The sequence below is a fragment of the Chlorobiota bacterium genome (genome assembly GCA_016710285.1).
Classification (GTDB): Bacteria; Bacteroidota; Ignavibacteria; order OLB7; family OLB7; genus OLB7.
On the sequence record JADJXR010000001.1, the window covers coordinates 883,311 to 901,380 of the forward strand.

An 18,070-nucleotide genomic window follows, 5' to 3' on the forward strand; every position below is an offset into this window, starting at 1 on the left:
GCCGGGGCATGGTTCTTTTCCCAGGGCGGTGCCCTGGGCTGGCATGGGTCGCCCCTTCAGGGCTGGTGTGGCCCGGGGGGTGGTCCTTTTCCCAGGGCGGTGCCCTGGGCTGGTATGGGTCGCCCCTTCAGGGCTGGTGTTGCTGGGGGTTCGACCTGATCACGCCGTTCGACCTGATCACGCCGAAGGCTAAAGACCTTTTATCAACCCCGACGAAGGTCGGGACGGCTACCGCTTCCGGTGGCAATCCCGACGTAGTCGGGGTAGCGGCCCCGATCTTTATCGGGGCCCAGTGACCGAAGATCGAAGATGGCGCCGAAGGCTAAAGACCTTTTATCAATCCCGACGAAGGTCGGGACGGCTACCCGTGCGGTGGTTGTCCCGACGTAGTCGGGGTAGCGGCAGGTCTTTAGCCTGCCCTGTCTTTTTTCGGAGCTAGACGCCGAAGGCCGAGAACTGAAGATGGCGCCGAAGGCTAAAGACCTTCGGCTACCTCTGTTGGTGCGGCCTCCGGAAATGTCAACAGCCGGTCGCGGTAGTATTCGTATTGCTTCTGGCGGGCGGCGATCTCTGCCGGCAACCCAATCGAAAGATCATTCACCAACGCGTCGAATTTGTCCAGGAGGGAGACGATCTCCTCCTGCTCCGCATGGCTCGGCACAGCGATTCTTGCTTGCCGAAGATTCGTGTTGTAAAGACGCTGAATCGTCCCTCCATCCGTACTCCATTCAACGATCTGGTACCAGTGCCAAAGGTATTTATTGCTTACGACGGACTCACTATTATCAATCCAGACAATATTGGAATCTTGGAAGTACGCATCCTTGCCATCGTAAGGAATAGCCCGACCAATTGTTCCCGCTGCTGATAAAAGAATGTCGCCCTTTTTCGGAAACGAATAGAGGCTTCGATATTCATCATACAGTGCTTGGGAAATAAACGCATCGGGTGTTCCACCAAAGGTTCCAATCTTGAAAAATGGCACATCACCTTCAGGTGCTGTTTCGTGTTTGAATATGCGCCTGCACATACGCACCTGGCCAATCTCCCCCAACGTCCCCCACCTCACATCCTCCCGACCCTCAAAGCTGAGCAACTGGTCGCGGTAATACTGATACTGCTTCCGTCGCGCCACAAGCTCCGCTTGCAGGTTCGCCAACAGTGCCATGAATAAATCCAACACCCGCACGATTTCCTGTTGGATGGGGAGCGGGGGGACCGGGATGCGGAAGGCCTTTACGGCTCTATCGGTGATGCCTGGATAGCTTGCACCACGCTGGTTGGCATCCACGTAGTTGTAGAAATTCTCTGTTCCAATCAGGTGAAAAAGGAAGTTCGGAAGCAGCCACTCAGTCTTTGCGCGAAGGACGCAGTAGCCACTGCTGCAAACCTGCCCATGGTACTCGGCAGGAATACGGCAGTAGCGTTTGAGCATTGGCCTTGTCGTGCCAAAGATCACATCATCCGCGTGCACAATTTGCTGAGCACGGATTGGCGCGTTCTCGCTGGTGATGGTTTCTGTTTCGCCAATTGCATGGGTTGTGCGGTCAACGGAAGTCAGGTCTATATACTGAAACTCCTCGCCTTCAACATCTTGCCAGCGGATCGTTGTTGCCCTCTCTACCAGCGTGCCCAGCTCCCGAAACTCCACCCCATTCGGGCAAAGCTCGGCGACCATTTGTTCGATGTAGTTCATGGGTGTGATGCTTGTTGGATTCGTTCAGTGGCCGGAAGGTTGTTGCGTGCAATGGGTGCGGTCTTTGAGTTCGCCTTATGATTTTTTCTTTCCCGTAAGTTTTTTCTCCACCGCTTTCATGGCTTCCAGATAAGCTGTTTCCACCTCGGAAGGCTGCTCGGAGAGTTGGGCACGGAATTTGGCGTATTCGACTTCGGCGTGAGCCATCGCCTGCTGGTGGCTGACTTGGCCTGCCCCCTTCAATGTTTTGCCCCCGATGGCTGCGATCATTTGTTCAAGGTGCACCAACCAGTCTTTCATGTAGGTGGGCTGGTGGTTCAGTGCACGGAATTCCGCAGCATCAAAGTAGGCCGAGACAAGGGTATTGAGGCGCTTGAGCTCGTCTGCGTCAAGATAATTCTTGGCTATGGTCGCTTCGGACTTGGTGGGCTGCCTGCCACTGAACGAGAGCAATCCCATAAAGGGCTTACCAGCATCAGCACGCTGTTTGATCACTTCTGCCGCTGTTTGCCCGTGAGCAGCATAGTGCAACTTGTTTTGCACGGTCTTGAAGAATGTGAGGGTAGCTTCGGCCTTGGGGTCGTAATCTATGCTGGTGGCGTACAAATCAAGCACTTGGCGGTAGAGAACCTTTTCGCTACTGCGAATGTCGCGAATGCGTTCCAGTAATTCTTTCCAGTAACTGCCGCCTCCTAAATTCTTAAGACGGGCATCGTCCATCGTGAACCCCTTGACCAAGTATTCACGCAACCGTTCGGTGGCCCAGATACGAAATGCCGTGGCAGTGTGCGAGCGAACTCGGTAGCCTAGCGAGATGATAAGATCAAGGTTGTAGAAGAGGATCGTGCGTGTCACCGTGCGATTTCCCTCGGTGCGAACCTGTCGGGATTCCCGACAGGTTGCCTCTTGGCTCAGCTCACCTTCTGCGTAAATGTTGGCGATATGCTCCACCACATTGGTGCGCGAGGTCTGAAAAAGGTCCGATAGCTGCTGTTGGGTTAGCCAAACTGTATCGCCATCCAATCGCACGGCAATAGCAGGCGAATCGCCGTGCTGGTATAGAATGATTTCGCCGCCAGGTTGTTCGTTCACAATGCACTCCTGATTCTTGTTGTTGGATTCGTTCAGTGGCTTCCCCGGGGGAGCGCAGGCCCCCGGGGCGGGAAGCGGAAGCAGCGGCGCGGGTTGGTGGTTATGCGTGCTCCGTTGCTGGGGTTGCGGCGCGTTCCTGCAAGTTCACCACAATGGCATCAATCTGGGTCCGCAGTTCGGTTTGCTGCTGCACGATGCCGGCAATCTCGGCATTGAGTTGCTCAATCTCCACCGTCTGGCGTTGGTCCTGCTGGGCCACGTAGCTAGAGACGGCGATGTTGAAACTGTTGTCGGCAACGTCGCGGCAAGGCACCAGCCGCGCAAAGTGGGGCACGTCCGTTCGGTTGGTGAATGCCTGCAAGATTTTTTCCTGATGCTCGGGGAGCAGCTTGTTTTTATTTCCGCTTCGGGCAAACAGGTCGCTGGCATCAATGAACAGGATGGAGTTGTCCCCTTTGGACCGTTTCAGGACGATGACGCAGGTGGCAATGGTGGTCCCGAAGAAAAGATCGGGAGGAAGCTGGATGACGGCATCAACGAAGTTGTTATCCACAAGGTACTGGCGGATTTTCTGCTCGGCACCGCCGCGATAGAGCACGCCCGGGAACTCAACAATGGCCGCGGTCCCGTTCACCGCCAACCAGGAAAGGATGTGCATGGTGAAAGCAAGGTCCGCTTTGCTTTTTGGGGCAAGCACACCGGCGGGGGCAAAGCGTGGGTCGTTAATCAGCAGCGGGTTGGCATCCCCCTCCCACCGGATGGAGTACGGGGGGTTGGAGACGATTGCCTCGAACGGTTCATCGTCCCAATGTTGGGGGTCGGTAAGGGTGTCGCCGTGGGCAATGCTGAACTTCTCGAAGTTCACATCATGCAGGAACATGTTGATGCGGCAAAGGTTGTAGGTGGTCAGGTTGGTCTCCTGGCCGTAGAACCCCTGGCGAACATTTTCGGCACCCAGAATCTTGACGAATTTCAGCAGCAAGGACCCCGAGCCGCAAGCGGGATCATAGACCTTGTTGACCTCGGTTTTGCCAACCACGGTGATCCTGGCCAGCAGTTCGGAAACCTCCTGCGGGGTGTAGAATTCCCCCCCCGATTTGCCGGCGGTGGAGGCGTACATCTGCATCAGGTACTCGTAGGCATCGCCGAACAGGTCAATGTTGTTGTGGGCAAAAATGCCGGTGGTGTTGGAGAGTGGAAGATCCGCAATGGCATCGAGCAGTTTCACCAATTTTTCGTTTCGCTTGGCCACGGTGGGACCAAGTTTGGGGCTGTTCACGTCAAGGTCGTCGAACAGGCCTTTGAAGTCATCTTCGCTGGCGGTTCCGTTGGCCGAGCCTTCGATGTTGGCAAAGACGCGGCTAAGGGTTTCGTTCAGGTTGGGATCGTACCGGGCGCGCTGCTGAACCTTGACGAAGAGTTCAGAAGGGAGGATGAAGAAGCCTTTTTCCTGGACGGTTTCCTGGCGGCCACGCTCGGCAATGGAGTCGTCCAGGAGTGAGTATTCAAAGTCTGGGTTGTTGGCTTTGCGTTCCTGTTCGTTCAGGTAGTTGGTAAGATTTTCGGAGATGAAGCGGTAGAAGAGCATCCCCAGGACGTAGCTTTTGAAATCCCATCCATCCACGCTGCCGCGCAGGTCGTTGGCAATGCGCCAGATGGTTTTGTGAAGCTCGGCACGTTCGATTTCGCTGGTGTTGTTCATTCGGTGTGGTTCTGTGCGTTCGGTTCGTGTGTGTGTTGGCCGCAGAAAAAGGCCGGCGCGGCGTTGTTGATTGTTGCTGATGCTGTGTGTAAGGAAGTTTGCCCAGCGGGTGCAAGATACCACGCCCCCCGCCCAAACAGGACACGGCGTGGCCGATGTGTGGCAATCCCGACGGAGGCGGGGTAGCGGCAGGTCTTTAGCCTGCCCAGACACCGAAGGCTAAAGACCTTCGGCTACCCGTGCGGCGGTCATCCCGACGGAGGCGGGGTAGCGGCAGGTCTTTAGCCTGCCCAGACACCGAAGGCTAAAGACCTTCGGCTACCTCTTCCGGTGGCGATCCCGACACAGTCGGGACCGCTACTCCATCCCCTACCTTCTCCCCACCATTTCCTCCGGCTTCACCCATTGGTCGAATTGTTCGTTGGTGAGCAGGCCAAGCTCGATGGCGGCTTCGCGCAAGGTTTTGTTTTCTTTGTGGGCTTTCTTGGCAATCTTGGCGGCGTTCTCGTAGCCGATGTGGGTGTTCAAGGCCGTCACCAGCATCAGGGAGTTTTCCAGATGCTGCTTCCAGGACCGGAAGGTTTGGCTGGATACCGGTGGCGCAGTTGTTGTTGAAGCTGACGCAGGCATCGCCAATCAGCCGCGCGCTTTGCAGCACGTTGGCGGCAATCATCGGCTTGAAGACGTTCAGCTCGAAATGCCCGGTTGCGCCGCCGATTGCAACCGCAACGTCGTTCCCCATCACCTGCGCGCAAACCATCGTCATCGCTTCCGGCTGGGTGGGGTTCACCTTCCCGGGCATGATGGAGGAACCTGGCTCGTTATCGGGAATGATGATTTCGCCAATGCCACACCGCGGGCCACTGCTGAGCATTCGGACGTCGTTGGCGATCTTCATCAGCGAAACAGCGCACCGTTTCAGCGCGCCGGAAAGCTCCACCATGGCATCGTGCGCCGCAAGTGCCTCGAACTTATTCGGCGCGGTGACGAACGGGTGGCCGGTGGATTCGGCGATTTTTTGGGCAACAAGGGTGTCGTATCCCGGGGGTGTGTTCAGGCCTGTGCCAACGGCGGTTCCGCCAAGCGCAAGCTCGCGCACCATCTCCAACGCGCTTCGGAGCGCGCGGATTCCGTTATCCAGCTGCTGCACGTATCCGCCAAACTCCTGGCCCAACGTCAGCGGCGTGGCATCCATAAAATGGGTCCGCCCGGTTTTTACGATGCTGCTGAACTCCTCCGCTTTTGCGGCCAGCGTTCCGCGAAGCAGCTCCATTCCTGGGATCGTCACGGTTGCCACCTGGGCGTAGGCGGCAATGTGCATGGCCGTCGGGAAGGTGTCGTTGGAGGATTGCGATTTGTTGACATCGTCGTTCGGGTGCAGCACTTTCTTGTCGTCGGAAAGGCTCCCTCCGTTCAGGACGTGGGCGCGGTTGGCAATCACCTCGTTCACGTTCATGTTGCTTTGCGTCCCGGACCCGGTTTGCCAAATCACCAGGGGGAATTCGCCATCCAACTTCCCCTCCAAAATCTCCTGGCAGACGGCGGCAATCAGGTCCCGTTTTTCGGCAGATAGGACCCCAAGTTGGTGGTTGGCTTGGGCGGCGGCGCGCTTCAGGTGGGCAAAGGCGTAAATCACCTCGCGGGGCATGCTGGCCTCGGGACCGATTTTGAAATTATTGCGGGAACGCTCAGTTTGCGCGCCCCAATACTGCTGGGCGGGGACCCGGACCTCCCCCATGGTGTCATGTTCGATACGGTAGTTCATGGAAGTTGGGAAATGGAAATTGGGAAATGGTTATCGGTTACGTGTTGGTCAAGCAATGGTGATTGATGCTTCCCTTCCCCCTATCTTCCCCCCACTCTCTATCGGCCTGTGCAAACCAATGGCGCGGCGGGGACGTTACCCCTGCCGATGCTGTGTGTCAAGCAATCAACCACTCGTTTGAAATTAACAACCAACCATGAATACTCGCGCCAATTCCCCTCTGTTCCGCTGTTTCGGTTCGTTCCTGCTGGTTGCCGCGCTGGCACTGGCCGCCGGCTGCGACCCCGGCCCCACCGATCCCGATGCGGTTTCCAACAGCATCACCCTGCCCGCAACGCTCACCCCCGATAACGGGCAACTGGTGATCCCCAAAGTGACGGCGGTTGCCAAGTCGTGGCTGGTGATCCGCCGCGACAACGGGAGCGGCGCGCCGCAGATAAACGGGGTGATTGGGAAGCTGCTGGTCCCCATTGGCGCAACCACCAACGCACGGGTGACGCTGGAAGGAAACGTCAGCAATGGGGAGAAACTGTGGGCAACGCTTCATGTTGATGATGGCGTGGCGGGGACGTTCGAGTACACCGGCACGGGGTCCCCGGACCAGATTGCGATCAATGATGCAAACGCCATGGTCCAGGCATCGTTCACGATCGTTCAATCCACCCCGGCGGTAAGCGGGGGCGATCAGGTCCTGAACAACAACCGCGTTTCGCTGACGGTGACGGCTGCCGAAGATGGCTGGATTGCCCTTTATGCCGACAACGGCGCGGGCGCGCCGGGGACGCTGCTGGGGAAAACGCACGTCAACGCCGGGGAGAACGGCGCGGTCAGCGTGGCGTTGGACACGGCGGCAGCCAACGCCATTAGCCCGAACGCAACGCTGTGGGGGGTGCTGCACATTGATCGCGGCGTGGAGGGGACGTTCGAGTTCCCCGGCGCGGATCAGCAGGTGACGCTGAACAGCAATCCGGTTCGCACCTCGTTCAAAGCGTTGGGGTCCAGCACCCCGCACGTGTTGATGACCCCGAAGAAGATCACCAACGGGACCATCACGGTTGATAAAGTGGAAAGCGGCGTGGTTGGTTGGATTGTGATCCACGAAGCCGACGCGAACGACGACCCGATTCTTGGAAGCTCCATTGGCCGCGCACGGGTGAGCATTGGTGCAACGGAAAATGTGGTGGTGGCGGTGGAGAAAAGCATCCCCTCCGGAACGCTTCTTGTTGCGGTGCTCCACCACGATGACCCCGCCATTGGAACGTGGCAAAACGCCGGCGAAACCGGTCCCGACGCACCAGTAACGCTGGGAGGAGCAGGGCTGTTTGTGCTGATTAGGTTTCGGGTGGAGTAGCGGCCTCCTCTGCTGAAGTCTGTCCAAAAGAACGCCCGGAATCCCCCCGATTCCCGGCGTTCTTTCTGTTTCTGGCTTGACCGTTTCCGGCTGTCACGTTTCCGGCGTTCCCCCGCCGTTTCTGCTTTTGTAGCTTTGCTCAATTTGTCCAATACAGCAACCTCCTAACTGGCAGTTCCCACAGATGACCTTCCGACCAAAAGCCAAGCTCGCACTGGAAAACGGTGTTGTCTTCACCGGACGCGCATTCGGCGCACTTGACCGCGAAGCAAGCGGGGAAGTAGTGTTCAACACCTCGATCACCGGATACCAGGAGATTTTGACCGACCCCAGCTACAACGGCCAGATCGTTACGATGACCTATCCCCACCAGGGGAACGTTGGGGTGAACGGCCACGACGTGGAATCGCGTGCGGTCCAGGCCGCCGGATTTGTCACCCGCGAGGCAGCGCGGCTCCGCTCCAACTGGCGCAGCCAGGCGGACCTTGATGAATACCTTCGCCAGCATGGGGTGATCGGGATTGAGGGGCTTGACACCCGCCGCCTTGTCCGAATCCTTCGCGAGGAAGGGGCCATGCGCGGGGTGATCTCCGCCACCGACCTTGACGACGCAAGCCTTGTGGCACGCGCCCGCGCACTCCCCAGCATGGCTGGGTTGGACCTCACAAAAAACGTCACCTGCGATTCCAGCTACGTTTGGAGTTCGCTGGATGCAAGCGGATACCGGCTTCCCGGAGCCGATGGCGAATCGCCCGCCGAGGAATTCCATGTGGTGGTGATGGATTACGGGGTGAAGTACAACATCCTGGAGCGCCTTTCGGCGTTTGGGTGCCGGCTGACGGTGGTCCCATCGAACACCACCGCTGCCGAAGTTTTGGCGATGAACCCCGATGGCATCTTCCTCTCGAACGGCCCCGGCGACCCCGACGCGGTGAAATACGCGATTGAAACGATCAAAGAACTGATTGGGAAGAAGCCGATCTTCGGAATCTGCCTGGGCCACCAACTGCTGGCGCTGGCGCTTGGGGGGAAGACCTTCAAGCTGAAATTTGGCCACCGCGGGGCCAACCATCCGGTGCAGAACTTGCTGACGGGGCTGAACGAGATCACCAGCCAGAACCACGGGTTCGCGGTTGATCTGGACTCGCTGCAACACCTCCCGATTGAGCTTACCCACGTCAACCTTAACGACAACACGTCGGAGGGATTCCGCCACACGGAGCTTCCGCTGTTCTGCGTCCAGTATCACCCCGAAGCCGGCCCCGGCCCGCACGATGCCGACTACCTGTTCCGCGATTTTGTTGAGATGATGAAACGGGAACGGGAGAAAGCACAGGCAAACGAAGTGATGGCGGCGTAGGGATTTATCAACGCTAACTACCAACAACAACCGATAGCTCAACTCAAGTATGCCAACCGTAATTCTCTCCGCTGCACGCACGCCAATCGGGTCGTTCGGCGGATCGCTTAGCTCGATACCTGCCCCGCAGCTTGGGGCAACCGCAATCAAAGCTGCGCTGGAACGGGCCGGGGTCGCGCCGGAAAATGTTGAAGAAGTCATCATCGGGAACGTCCTGACCGCTGGCGTTGGCCAGTCGCCGGCGCGCCAAGCGGCGTTGGGCGCAGGCATCCCGAACTCGGTGCCAACGCTGACCATCGGGAAGGTTTGCGGAAGCGGGATGAAAGCGGTGATGCTTGCCGACCAAGTGATTCGCGCAGGCGATGCCAACCTTGTGGTGGCCGGCGGGCAGGAATCCATGTCGCTTGCCCCCTTCCTTCTTCCGAACGGACGCTACGGCTACAAGTTCGGCGACGGAAAGATCATTGACTCGATGCAATACGACGGCCTTACCGATGCCTACGACAACGTGGCGATGGGCGTTGCTGCCGATGCTTGCGCCGTGGCCTGCAACATCGTCCGCAACGACCAAGATGCGTTCGCAATCGAAAGCTACCGCCGCGCCCAGGCATCGGTCACCGAAGGCCGATTCAAAGAAGAGATCGCCCCGGTGACGATCAAGGACCGGAAAGGGGAAACGGTGGTGGATACCGACGAGGACCCGTTCAAAACCAACTTCGATAAGATCCCAACGCTGAAGCCGGTCTTCACCAAAGATGGCAGCGTCACCGCCGCCAACGCCAGCACCATCAACGACGGCGCGGCCGCGTTGGTGCTTGCCAGCGAAGCCTACGCCGCCGCCAACGGGCTGAACCCGATTGCGCGAATCGTTGCCCAAGCGCAGCACGCACAAGCACCGATGGAGTTCAACACCGCGCCGGTGACGGCAATCCGCCGCGTGCTTGAGAAAGCCGGGCTGACGGTGGATGATATTGACCTGTTCGAGATCAACGAGGCGTTCGCCGTCACCGCGCTGGCGGCCAAGAATGAGCTTGGATTGCCGCACGAGAAGCTGAACGTCAACGGCGGCGCGGTGGCGCTGGGCCACCCGATTGGAGCTTCCGGCGCGCGAATCCTTACCACGCTTCTCTACGCCCTGAAAAGCCGTGGATTGAAACGGGGTCTTGCCGGAATCTGCATCGGCGGTGGCGAGGCAACGGCGGTGATTGTTGAGATGGTGTAATCGGCGCAACAGCCACAGCAATTCAAAAGGCCACCACAGGGTTTTGTGGTGGCCTTTTTTTGCGCGGTAGCGGCAGGTCTTTAGCCTGCCGTAGCAGCTCCGATTCAATCGGTAGCGGCAGGTCTTTAGCCTGCCGTAGCAGCTCCGATTCAATCGGTAGCGGCAGGTCTTTAGCCTGCCGTAGTAGCTCCGATTCAATCGGTAGCGGCAGGTCTTTAGCCTGCCGTAGCAGCTCCGATTCAATCGGTAGCGGCCCCGATCTTTAGCGGGGCCCTGTCAGATAACGCCGAAGGCTAAAGACCTTCGGCTACCCCGACGCAGCCGAAGGCTAAAGACCTTTTATCAATCCCGACGAAGGTCGGGACGGCCACTCCGTCGAGCGGTATCTCCAATTCAACTGCTGCGGCACGTTGCAATGCATGGGAAGTTTCTCCATCTTCGCGGCAGATTCTCCGTCTCTTCCAATCCTTTATGCGCGACCGTGGCTGGAAATATTATCCCGCGTTGAAGTTGGCAATCCCCCTTGCTTCCGGCATTGCCGTTGCCCACGCCGTTGCCCCTCCCCTCTCCTTCGTTTTCAGCCTGCTTGCCAGCGTTGCGTTTCTGTTGGCGTTGCTTCTTCGGCGGGGCGCGCCCGCTGCGGGGATTGCCGCGCTGGGGGTAGTCTTCCTTTCCGGAATGCTGCTGATGGCGTTGAACCGTGACCAGCAAACGGAATTCCCGGAAGGGATGAAGATCACCAAAGCAGAGTTGATTGGGCGCGTTGTGCAGGAGCCAATCATCCGCCAGAACCGGGTTGAGATGGTTGTGGCGTGCGATTCCCTTCTGTTCCACAACGCCTCGGTCTCACCCGATTGCCACGTGCTGGTCCGGTTGTACGACACCACCATTGCCGGCCTTGCCCACCTTCCGACCCTGGGCGATCACATCTCCGTCACCGGAACGGCGGCGGCCCCTTCCGGTCCAACAACTCCGGGCGGGTTCGATTACGCCAGCTACCTTCGCTCGCGTGGGATTGGCCTAACGTTCACCCCTGCCAACGCCGCCTCGTTATGGGTTTTCCGCGAAGGGGATATTGGATGGATTGAACGCAACGCTGTGGCCCCCGTGCAGCGGGCCGCACGGGAATTTTCGGAGCTTCACGTTGGCGGGGAGGAAGGGGGGATTATCCGGGCGTTGCTGATTGGCGAGCGTGAGTTTATTGATGCCCCCACCCGCCAAGCATTCATGCGAACCGGAACAACGCACGTTCTGGCGGTAAGCGGATTGCACGTTGCGGTGGTCGCGCTGGGGCTGTTCGTCCTGGTCTCCTGGATTCCGCACCGTGGCTGGCAGGTGGCGGCGTACGCCGTGGCAATCGGCTACTACACCCTGCTGACCGGCGGCACGCCCTCCATCCTTCGGGCCGCGCTGATGGCGGTGGCGTTCATGGCCGCGCGTTCGCTTGGGCGCGTCTCCCGCCCGCTGAACACGTTGGGGCTTGCCATTCTTATCATCCTTCTTCTTTCGCCAAGCTATCTGTTCGATATCGGCTTTCAGCTTTCGGTGGCCTCGGTTGCGGGGATACTGATGCTGTACGGCCCGCTGCGCCAATGGCTGGTGGCCGGGCGTGGCTGGATAGAAAACAACCGGCTGTTCCGTGGCATTGCCGCCATGATGATCGTCTCCTTTGCCGCGCAAGCCTTCACCCTTCCCATTGTCCTCCATCATTTTGGATACGTCTCCCTTGTGGGATTGCTTGCCAACTTGGTGGTGGTCCCGCTTACCAGCATCGGGATGGCCGTGGGATTGGTCGGGACGGTGTTCCAGCTGGTGGGGATGGATGCTGTTGCCAACTGGTATGGCGCGGCGGCGTTCCTAACAACCGCCGCTGCCGAGTGGGTTGTCCGGTGGTTTGCCTCGCCAAGTTTTGCGGGGATTGAGTTCCCCCCAATCGGCGTGGTTTCCATGTTTGTGTTGGCGGCGTTGGTGCTGTTCCTTGCGTTTGGGCAAACCGCTCGCCAGTATCTGCTCAGGACCGGCGTGTTGCTGGCGGGGGTTTGGTGTGTGGTTCTTGCCGAGCGATTGCTGGACCCGCTTCAAGCCGACCGGCTGGCGTTTCTGCTTCCATCCCGCGAAGGGATCGCCGTGGCAACCGCTGCCGACGACACCGTACGGGTGTATGGCTTTGGCCGCGACGCTGCCGACTCATCGCTGTTCCGGTTTGCTGGCGAAGGATTGCGGCGGCGGATTGGCGCAACCACCTTGATCGGCGTGGTGCTCGATTCCGCGCTGGCGGACACACGCCGCGCCGCGCTTTGCATCAACGAACGGGGGCCGGAGTTCGCCGTGGCCGAGCTGCCGATTATCATCAGCCGAACCGCACGGCGTGCGCCGGGCATTATCCACGCGTTCAACTCCAACTTCTTGCAAGTCCCTTCCGGCCTTATGCTCGATTCCGCAATCGTGATGGAGTATGATGGCAATGGATGGAAGATTGGAGGAGAGTAGGAACGCAAGAAGTAGAGCTTCTCCAAATCCTCCCGAAGCATTCCCCTCCAACGGAGGGGTGCCCGACAGGGCGGGGTGGGTTCGGGGGAGCAACGCGCAAGGCCAACGCAGAAAAACCGAAGATGACGCCGAAGGCTAAAGACCTTTTATCAATCCCGACGAAGGTCGGCGCGGCTACCCCCATTGGTGGCTCTCCCGACGAAGTCGGGGTAGCGGCAGGTCTTTAGCCTGCCCAGCGACCGAGGATCGAAGATCACGCAGCCCTTGCAATTCTTCCGAAAAATTCCCGAAGCATTCCCCTCCGACGGAGGGGTGCCCGACAGGGCGGGGTGGGTTCGGGGGAACGATGGAAATCGCAGCGGTTTTCCGTTGGCCACCGAAGGCTCTGATCTTGATTTTTTGAGGGAAGGAGCACTGCTCGTGGGTTCCCTCGACTTCTGTAAGCACAGGCTAAAGACCTGTGGCTACCCCCGACTTCGTCGGGGTGATTCCCATATCAACCACTGATTTCTATGCCTCTTCTCTATCAGCCGCGCATCTTCAAACCGCACCCGGGCGTTCGCGCCGGGGTGACGCTGCGGAGCGTTACGGCCAAGGACCCGTTCGGGAATAACATGTCGCTGACGGTGGGGGATGAAGAAGGGCGCGTGCGGCGCAATCGGGAGCGCGCGGCGGCGGCGTTGGGATTTGTGCAGATGGCAACGCAACGGCAGGTCCACGGCAGCACCTGCCGCGTTGTTGGCAACGGCTACTCACCCGCCGAAAGCGACGCGCTGATTACCACCGAGCCTGGCTGGCTGCTTGCCGTCAGCGTCGCCGATTGCATCCCGGTCCTGCTGTTTGCGGGGCGGCGGAAGGTGGCCGCTGCGGTCCACTCCGGCTGGCGCGGAAGCCAGCAAAACATTGCGGGAACAACCATCGCCCAACTGGTTCAGGAATATGGAGTTGAGCCGGAAGAATTGCTGGCGTACATCGGTCCGGCGGCAAGCCAATGCTGCTACGAAGTTGGCACCGACGTTGCCCAGCAGTTCCCCGAACACCACAGTCGCCCGCTTGGGGAAGGGAAATTTCTGTTCGACAACAAAGGGGTTGTGCTGGCGCAGCTGCTGGCCGCCGGCATCCCCCAGCAGCAGATTGAGCTTGACCCACGCTGCACCATCTGCGACCCCAATTTCCACAGCTACCGCCGCGACGGTTCCACCAGCGGACGGATGTTTGGGCTGATTGGAATGCTGGGATGAAGGGTGAGCTAAGGGAACAAAAAAAACGCCTGCCGGATTGCTCCAGCAGGCGTTTTCCTTACCGCTTTGCTTGGCAGTTTTTTTTACTGCGCGTCTTCCACAATCGCGCCGTTCAGGGCGTACTGGCCAACGCCACTGGTGGACCCGTAGACCACCGCCGTGTATTGCTTCCCCGCCACCAGCGTCACGGGGATTGCCAGCAGTGAATCGTTGCTGCTGCTGTTGGTGATAATCAGCTTTTGGGTTGTGGCAACCGGCACGTTGATGAAGTCGCTTCCGCTTTTGTAGGGGATTGCCCCGCTTGTCAGCGCAAGCCCGTTTTTCTCATTCACCAGCACCTTGATCGAGGGTGCCGACTCCGAAGCCTGAATCACCCGAACCGCAGCGTTGCCACTGCTGATGGCGTTCTTTTTGGTGATGACGCTGAACATCTCCCGCTTGTTCGACGAGCCGGAGAACACCGTCCATGCCGATTTTGCGGAATCGGCCTGCAGCTGCGCCGATGCAAGCTCGGTCCCGTCGGTGCCGAACACTTTCAGCGTGTTGTTGCCGTTCGGGATGATGATCTTGGCACCTGGCTGGCCGTACGGCAGGTCCGTCACCAGCGTCTGCGATTCCCGCTTCACCACCACATTTTGGTTGAACCCCGGGTTGGCGTGGAAAACGGTGATGGTGGAGTTCCCGGTGGGCGTTGGCTCGGCTGGGTCATCGCTGCAACCAGCAATCCCCAACGAAAAAAGTGCGGCCCCCAGAATCGGGAACGTGGCGCGGATCATGGCGGAGAACATCTTCTTCATGGTCATGGTCAATAGGTGGAAGGAACAGATGCTTGGTATGGATACGCCCAACGCTGCCAGCGGCGGGCGGCCAAATATACAAACGCCCCGCGCCCCCGCGACGTTAGCCGGAAACCGTGACAAGTGATTATTCCCCCGCTTGCCGCTTGCCTACCCCTTTCTTGCCGAAGTAATTTGGTTGGTTGCAACGTGGGCTTGCGGCCCAAGTGCCCACTCTTCTCCGTATTTCTCTGTTTGAACACCATGCCAGTTTCCAAGCAATCCACCCGCCCAAAAACAAGCAAGTTGACCGACAAGATGACCCTGCTTCCCCCCATTGCCAGATTGGTTGGCAGCGGCGCGCCGGAGAAAGCCTTCGATGGAATCCCCGATGAAGCCTTCGACGGGATCATCGTTCGTGGCGCGCGCGAGCATAACCTGAAAGGGGTGGATGTGGAAATCCCGCGCGAATCGCTGACGGTGATCACCGGGCTTTCCGGTTCGGGCAAATCATCGCTGGCGTTCGACACGATTTACGCCGAAGGGCAACGCCGCTACGTGGAAAGCCTTTCCCCCTACGCCCGCCAGTTTCTTGGCCTGATGGAACGCCCCGATGTTGACCTGATTGAAGGCCTTTCCCCGGCAATCTCCATCGAACAAAAAACCGTTTCCGGCAACCCCCGCTCCACTGTTGGGACCGTCACCGAGATTTATGATTTCCTGCGGTTGCTGTTTGCACGGGTGGGGGTCCAGCATTGCGTCAACTGCGGCAACCCGGTGGTGAAACAAACCCCCGACCAAGTTCTGGAGGCGATCCTCCAGAACTACAGCGGCCAACGGATTGCACTGCTTGCCCCGGTGGTTCGCGGGCGGAAAGGGCATTATCAGGAACTGTTCGAGAAGATTCAGAAAGATGGATTCACGCGGGTGCGGACCGATGGCGAAATCCGCGAGATTGAGCAAGGGATGAAGCTGGATCGCTACAAAATTCACAACGTGGAGATTGTGGTGGACCGCTTGCTGGTGGAGGATTCGTCGCGGTCGCGGCTGTTCAGTTCGGTGGAAACCGCGCTGAAGTTCGGCGAAGGAAACATGATCGTCGTCCGGTGGGATGACCCAAAGGGGGATGCCCTCTTCTCCGAAAAACTTGCCTGCCCCGACTGCGGCATCAGCTACGAGGAACCGGAGCCGAACTCCTTCAGCTTCAACTCACCCTACGGCTCCTGTCCGAAGTGCGAAGGGCTTGGCGAGTCCACCACATTCGCCATGGACCTTATCATCCCGGACATGAATTTGTCGCTCCATGAAGAAGGGGTGCGCCCGCTTGGGAAGCCGCGAAAAACGTGGCAGTGGGCCCAAGTCACCGCCGTGATCGAGCATTTTGGCCACGACGTTCACACTCCGCTGAACAAGTACAGCAAGGAGGCTTTCCAGGCGATGATGTTTGGGGGAGGGAAGCAGAAGTTCACCATCCCCTACACCTACTCCAACGGCAGGACCGTCACCTACAACCACCGGTTCGAGGGGGTGATCCACAACTTGGAGCATCACTACCAGAACACTTCATCGGCCAGCATTCGGGGGTGGTTGGATTCGTTTATGAAATCGGTGGAGTGCCCGCAATGCAGCGGCGGGCGGCTGAAGCCGGAAAGCCTTGCGGTGCGGATTGACCAACGGAACATCAACGACCTTGTAAGCCTTCCCATCAACGAAGCCGTTGCCGCGTTGCAGAAGCTGAAACTGAACAAACGCCAGCATGAAATCGGCCACCTGATTATCAAAGAAATCGTGGAGCGGATGGAGTTCCTGCTGGAAGTTGGCCTCCACTACCTGACGCTGAACCGAACCGCACGAACCCTTAGCGGAGGCGAGGCGCAACGGATCCGGCTGGCAACCCAAATCGGGTCCCAGCTGAGCGGGGTCCTGTACGTTTTGGACGAGCCATCAATCGGGCTTCACCAGCACGACAACGTGAAGCTGATCGGCTCGCTGAAACGCCTTCGCGACTTGGGGAACACCGTGGTGGTGGTGGAGCACGACCGCGAAATGATTGAAAGCGCCGACTACGTGATTGACCTTGGCCCCGGCGCCGGCGAGCTTGGCGGCGAACTTGTTGGAGCCTCGCTCCCCGAAGCCTTCCTTACCCTTGATGCCGGCCACCAAAACGGGCGGGCGCTGAAGATTGAGGGCGACCTTAGCCGCAGCCTCACCTTCCAATATCTAACGGGCCAGCGGGTGATTGAAACGCCAACCAAACGCCGCGCCGGCAACGGCAAGTATATCCGGCTGGAGGGGGCGCGCGGGCACAACCTGAAGAACGTGACGCTGGAGCTTCCGTTGGGGACGTTCGTCTGCGTGACGGGGCTGTCGGGGTCGGGGAAGTCATCGCTGATTAACGAGACGCTCTATCCAATTCTTTCGCATCACTTCTACCAAAGCCACCTTCCCACGCTTCCGCACAAGCGGATTGAGGGGTTGGAGCTGATTGACAAAGTGATTGATATTGACCAATCGCCGATTGGCCGGACCCCGCGCTCGAACCCGGCAACCTACACCGGGGTTTTCACCTTCATCCGCGACCTGTTCACGCAGTTGCCGGAGTCGAAGATCCGCGGCTACAGCGCGGGGCGGTTCAGCTTCAACGTGGCGGGCGGGCGGTGCGAGGAATGCGAGGGGGATGGATTGAAGAAGATCGAGATGAATTTCCTTCCCGACGTGTACGTCACCTGCGAGGCCTGCAACGGGAAACGCTACAACCGCGAAACGTTGGAGGTCCGCTACAAAGGGCGGAACATCAGCGAGGTGTTGGAGATGACGGTGGCCGAATCGGCAAGTTTTTTCGAGGACATCCCCCGCATCAGCCGGAAGCTGAAAACGTTGAACGATGTTGGGCTTGGGTATCTGCGGCTTGGGCAGCAGGCCACCACGCTCAGCGGCGGCGAGGCGCAGCGGGTGAAGTTGGCAACGGAGCTTTCCAAAGTCAGCACCGGGCGCACGATGTACCTGCTGGACGAACCCACCACGGGGCTGCATTTCGAGGATGTGCGGATGCTGCTGAAAGTGGTCCAATCGCTGGTGGACAAAGGGAACACGGTGGTGGTGATTGAGCACAACCTAGACGTGATAAAATCTGCCGATTGGATTATTGATGTTGGTCCCGAAGGGGGAAAACATGGCGGGCGCATCATTGCCGAAGGAACCCCGGAACAAGTGATGGAAATTGAAGAAAGCTACACCGGGCGCTACTTGGAGTTAGAAATGGAGATTGAGCGGCGGAGAAAGGGGTGAGTGCTCGCAGCTATTGGATATGATGCTGTTGTTATGAATAACCTCTATTTTAGGCAAGGCTATAAACGATCATTGTACTATCTCCAA

Annotated in this window: 10 protein-coding genes and 1 pseudogene; 6 read left to right on the forward strand and 5 right to left on the reverse strand. The window is 58.7% G+C overall.

Annotated features, from left to right (window positions below):
* Positions 1–475 precede the first annotated feature (475 nt).
* From IPM61_03125 to fumC, 4 genes and pseudogenes are all read right to left on the reverse strand, one after another.
* Positions 476–1,696 (reverse strand): restriction endonuclease subunit S, encoded by a 1,221-nt coding sequence (locus tag IPM61_03125; GenBank protein ID MBK8910297.1) that lies wholly within the window; start codon positions 1,694–1,696, stop codon positions 476–478.
* 75 nt (positions 1,697–1,771) lie between these two features.
* Positions 1,772–2,788, reverse strand: coding sequence for a virulence RhuM family protein (locus IPM61_03130; GenBank protein ID MBK8910298.1), 1,017 nt, complete (start codon positions 2,786–2,788; stop codon positions 1,772–1,774).
* Positions 2,789–2,888: 100 nt separating this feature from the next.
* Complete coding sequence (locus IPM61_03135) at positions 2,889–4,490, reverse strand: type I restriction-modification system subunit M (protein ID MBK8910299.1); 1,602 nt, start codon at positions 4,488–4,490, stop codon at positions 2,889–2,891.
* 369 nt (positions 4,491–4,859) lie between these two features.
* Positions 4,860–6,255, reverse strand: a pseudogene (fumC, locus tag IPM61_03140) (class II fumarate hydratase).
* Between the two features lie 196 nt (positions 6,256–6,451).
* Between fumC and IPM61_03145 the strand changes: the two are divergent.
* From IPM61_03145 to pgeF, 5 genes are all read left to right on the forward strand, one after another.
* Positions 6,452–7,606 (forward strand): hypothetical protein, encoded by a 1,155-nt coding sequence (locus IPM61_03145; protein MBK8910300.1) that lies wholly within the window; start codon positions 6,452–6,454, stop codon positions 7,604–7,606.
* Between the two features lie 184 nt (positions 7,607–7,790).
* Positions 7,791–8,966, forward strand: a complete 1,176-nt coding sequence (carA, locus tag IPM61_03150; protein ID MBK8910301.1) for a glutamine-hydrolyzing carbamoyl-phosphate synthase small subunit — start codon at positions 7,791–7,793, stop codon at positions 8,964–8,966.
* A 49-nt stretch (positions 8,967–9,015) separates the two neighbouring features.
* Positions 9,016–10,188, forward strand: coding sequence for an acetyl-CoA C-acetyltransferase (locus IPM61_03155; protein ID MBK8910302.1), 1,173 nt, complete (start codon positions 9,016–9,018; stop codon positions 10,186–10,188).
* Between the two features lie 471 nt (positions 10,189–10,659).
* On the forward strand, positions 10,660–12,678 hold the full coding sequence (locus tag IPM61_03160) for a ComEC family competence protein (protein MBK8910303.1): 2,019 nt from the start codon (positions 10,660–10,662) through the stop codon (positions 12,676–12,678).
* A 512-nt stretch (positions 12,679–13,190) separates the two neighbouring features.
* The gene (gene pgeF / locus IPM61_03165; GenBank protein ID MBK8910304.1) at positions 13,191–13,919 is read left to right on the forward strand and encodes a peptidoglycan editing factor PgeF; all 729 of its coding nucleotides are present in this window, start codon (positions 13,191–13,193) and stop codon (positions 13,917–13,919) included.
* A gap of 83 nt (positions 13,920–14,002) precedes the next feature.
* Here pgeF and IPM61_03170 read toward each other — a convergent pair whose 3' ends face one another.
* On the reverse strand, positions 14,003–14,716 hold the full coding sequence (locus tag IPM61_03170) for a DUF4397 domain-containing protein (GenBank protein MBK8910305.1): 714 nt from the start codon (positions 14,714–14,716) through the stop codon (positions 14,003–14,005).
* A gap of 297 nt (positions 14,717–15,013) precedes the next feature.
* Between IPM61_03170 and uvrA the strand changes: the two genes are divergently transcribed.
* The gene (gene uvrA / locus IPM61_03175) at positions 15,014–17,983 is read left to right on the forward strand and encodes an excinuclease ABC subunit UvrA (protein MBK8910306.1); all 2,970 of its coding nucleotides are present in this window, start codon (positions 15,014–15,016) and stop codon (positions 17,981–17,983) included.
* The last annotated feature ends 87 nt before the right edge of the window (positions 17,984–18,070 follow it).

Coding starts and splice junctions, on each gene's coding strand:
- IPM61_03145 (MBK8910300.1), top strand. CDS start 6,452: ATGAATACTCGCGCCAATTCCCCTCTGTTCCGCTGTTTCGGTTCGTTC.
- IPM61_03155 (MBK8910302.1), top strand. CDS start 9,016: ATGCCAACCGTAATTCTCTCCGCTGCACGCACGCCAATCGGGTCGTTC.
- uvrA (MBK8910306.1), top strand. CDS start 15,014: ATGACCCTGCTTCCCCCCATTGCCAGATTGGTTGGCAGCGGCGCGCCG.
- pgeF (MBK8910304.1), top strand. CDS start 13,191: ATGCCTCTTCTCTATCAGCCGCGCATCTTCAAACCGCACCCGGGCGTT.
- IPM61_03160 (MBK8910303.1), top strand. CDS start 10,660: ATGCGCGACCGTGGCTGGAAATATTATCCCGCGTTGAAGTTGGCAATC.
- carA (MBK8910301.1), top strand. CDS start 7,791: ATGACCTTCCGACCAAAAGCCAAGCTCGCACTGGAAAACGGTGTTGTC.
- IPM61_03125 (MBK8910297.1), bottom strand. CDS start 1,696: ATGAACTACATCGAACAAATGGTCGCCGAGCTTTGCCCGAATGGGGTG.
- IPM61_03135 (MBK8910299.1), bottom strand. CDS start 4,490: ATGAACAACACCAGCGAAATCGAACGTGCCGAGCTTCACAAAACCATC.
- IPM61_03170 (MBK8910305.1), bottom strand. CDS start 14,716: ATGAAGAAGATGTTCTCCGCCATGATCCGCGCCACGTTCCCGATTCTG.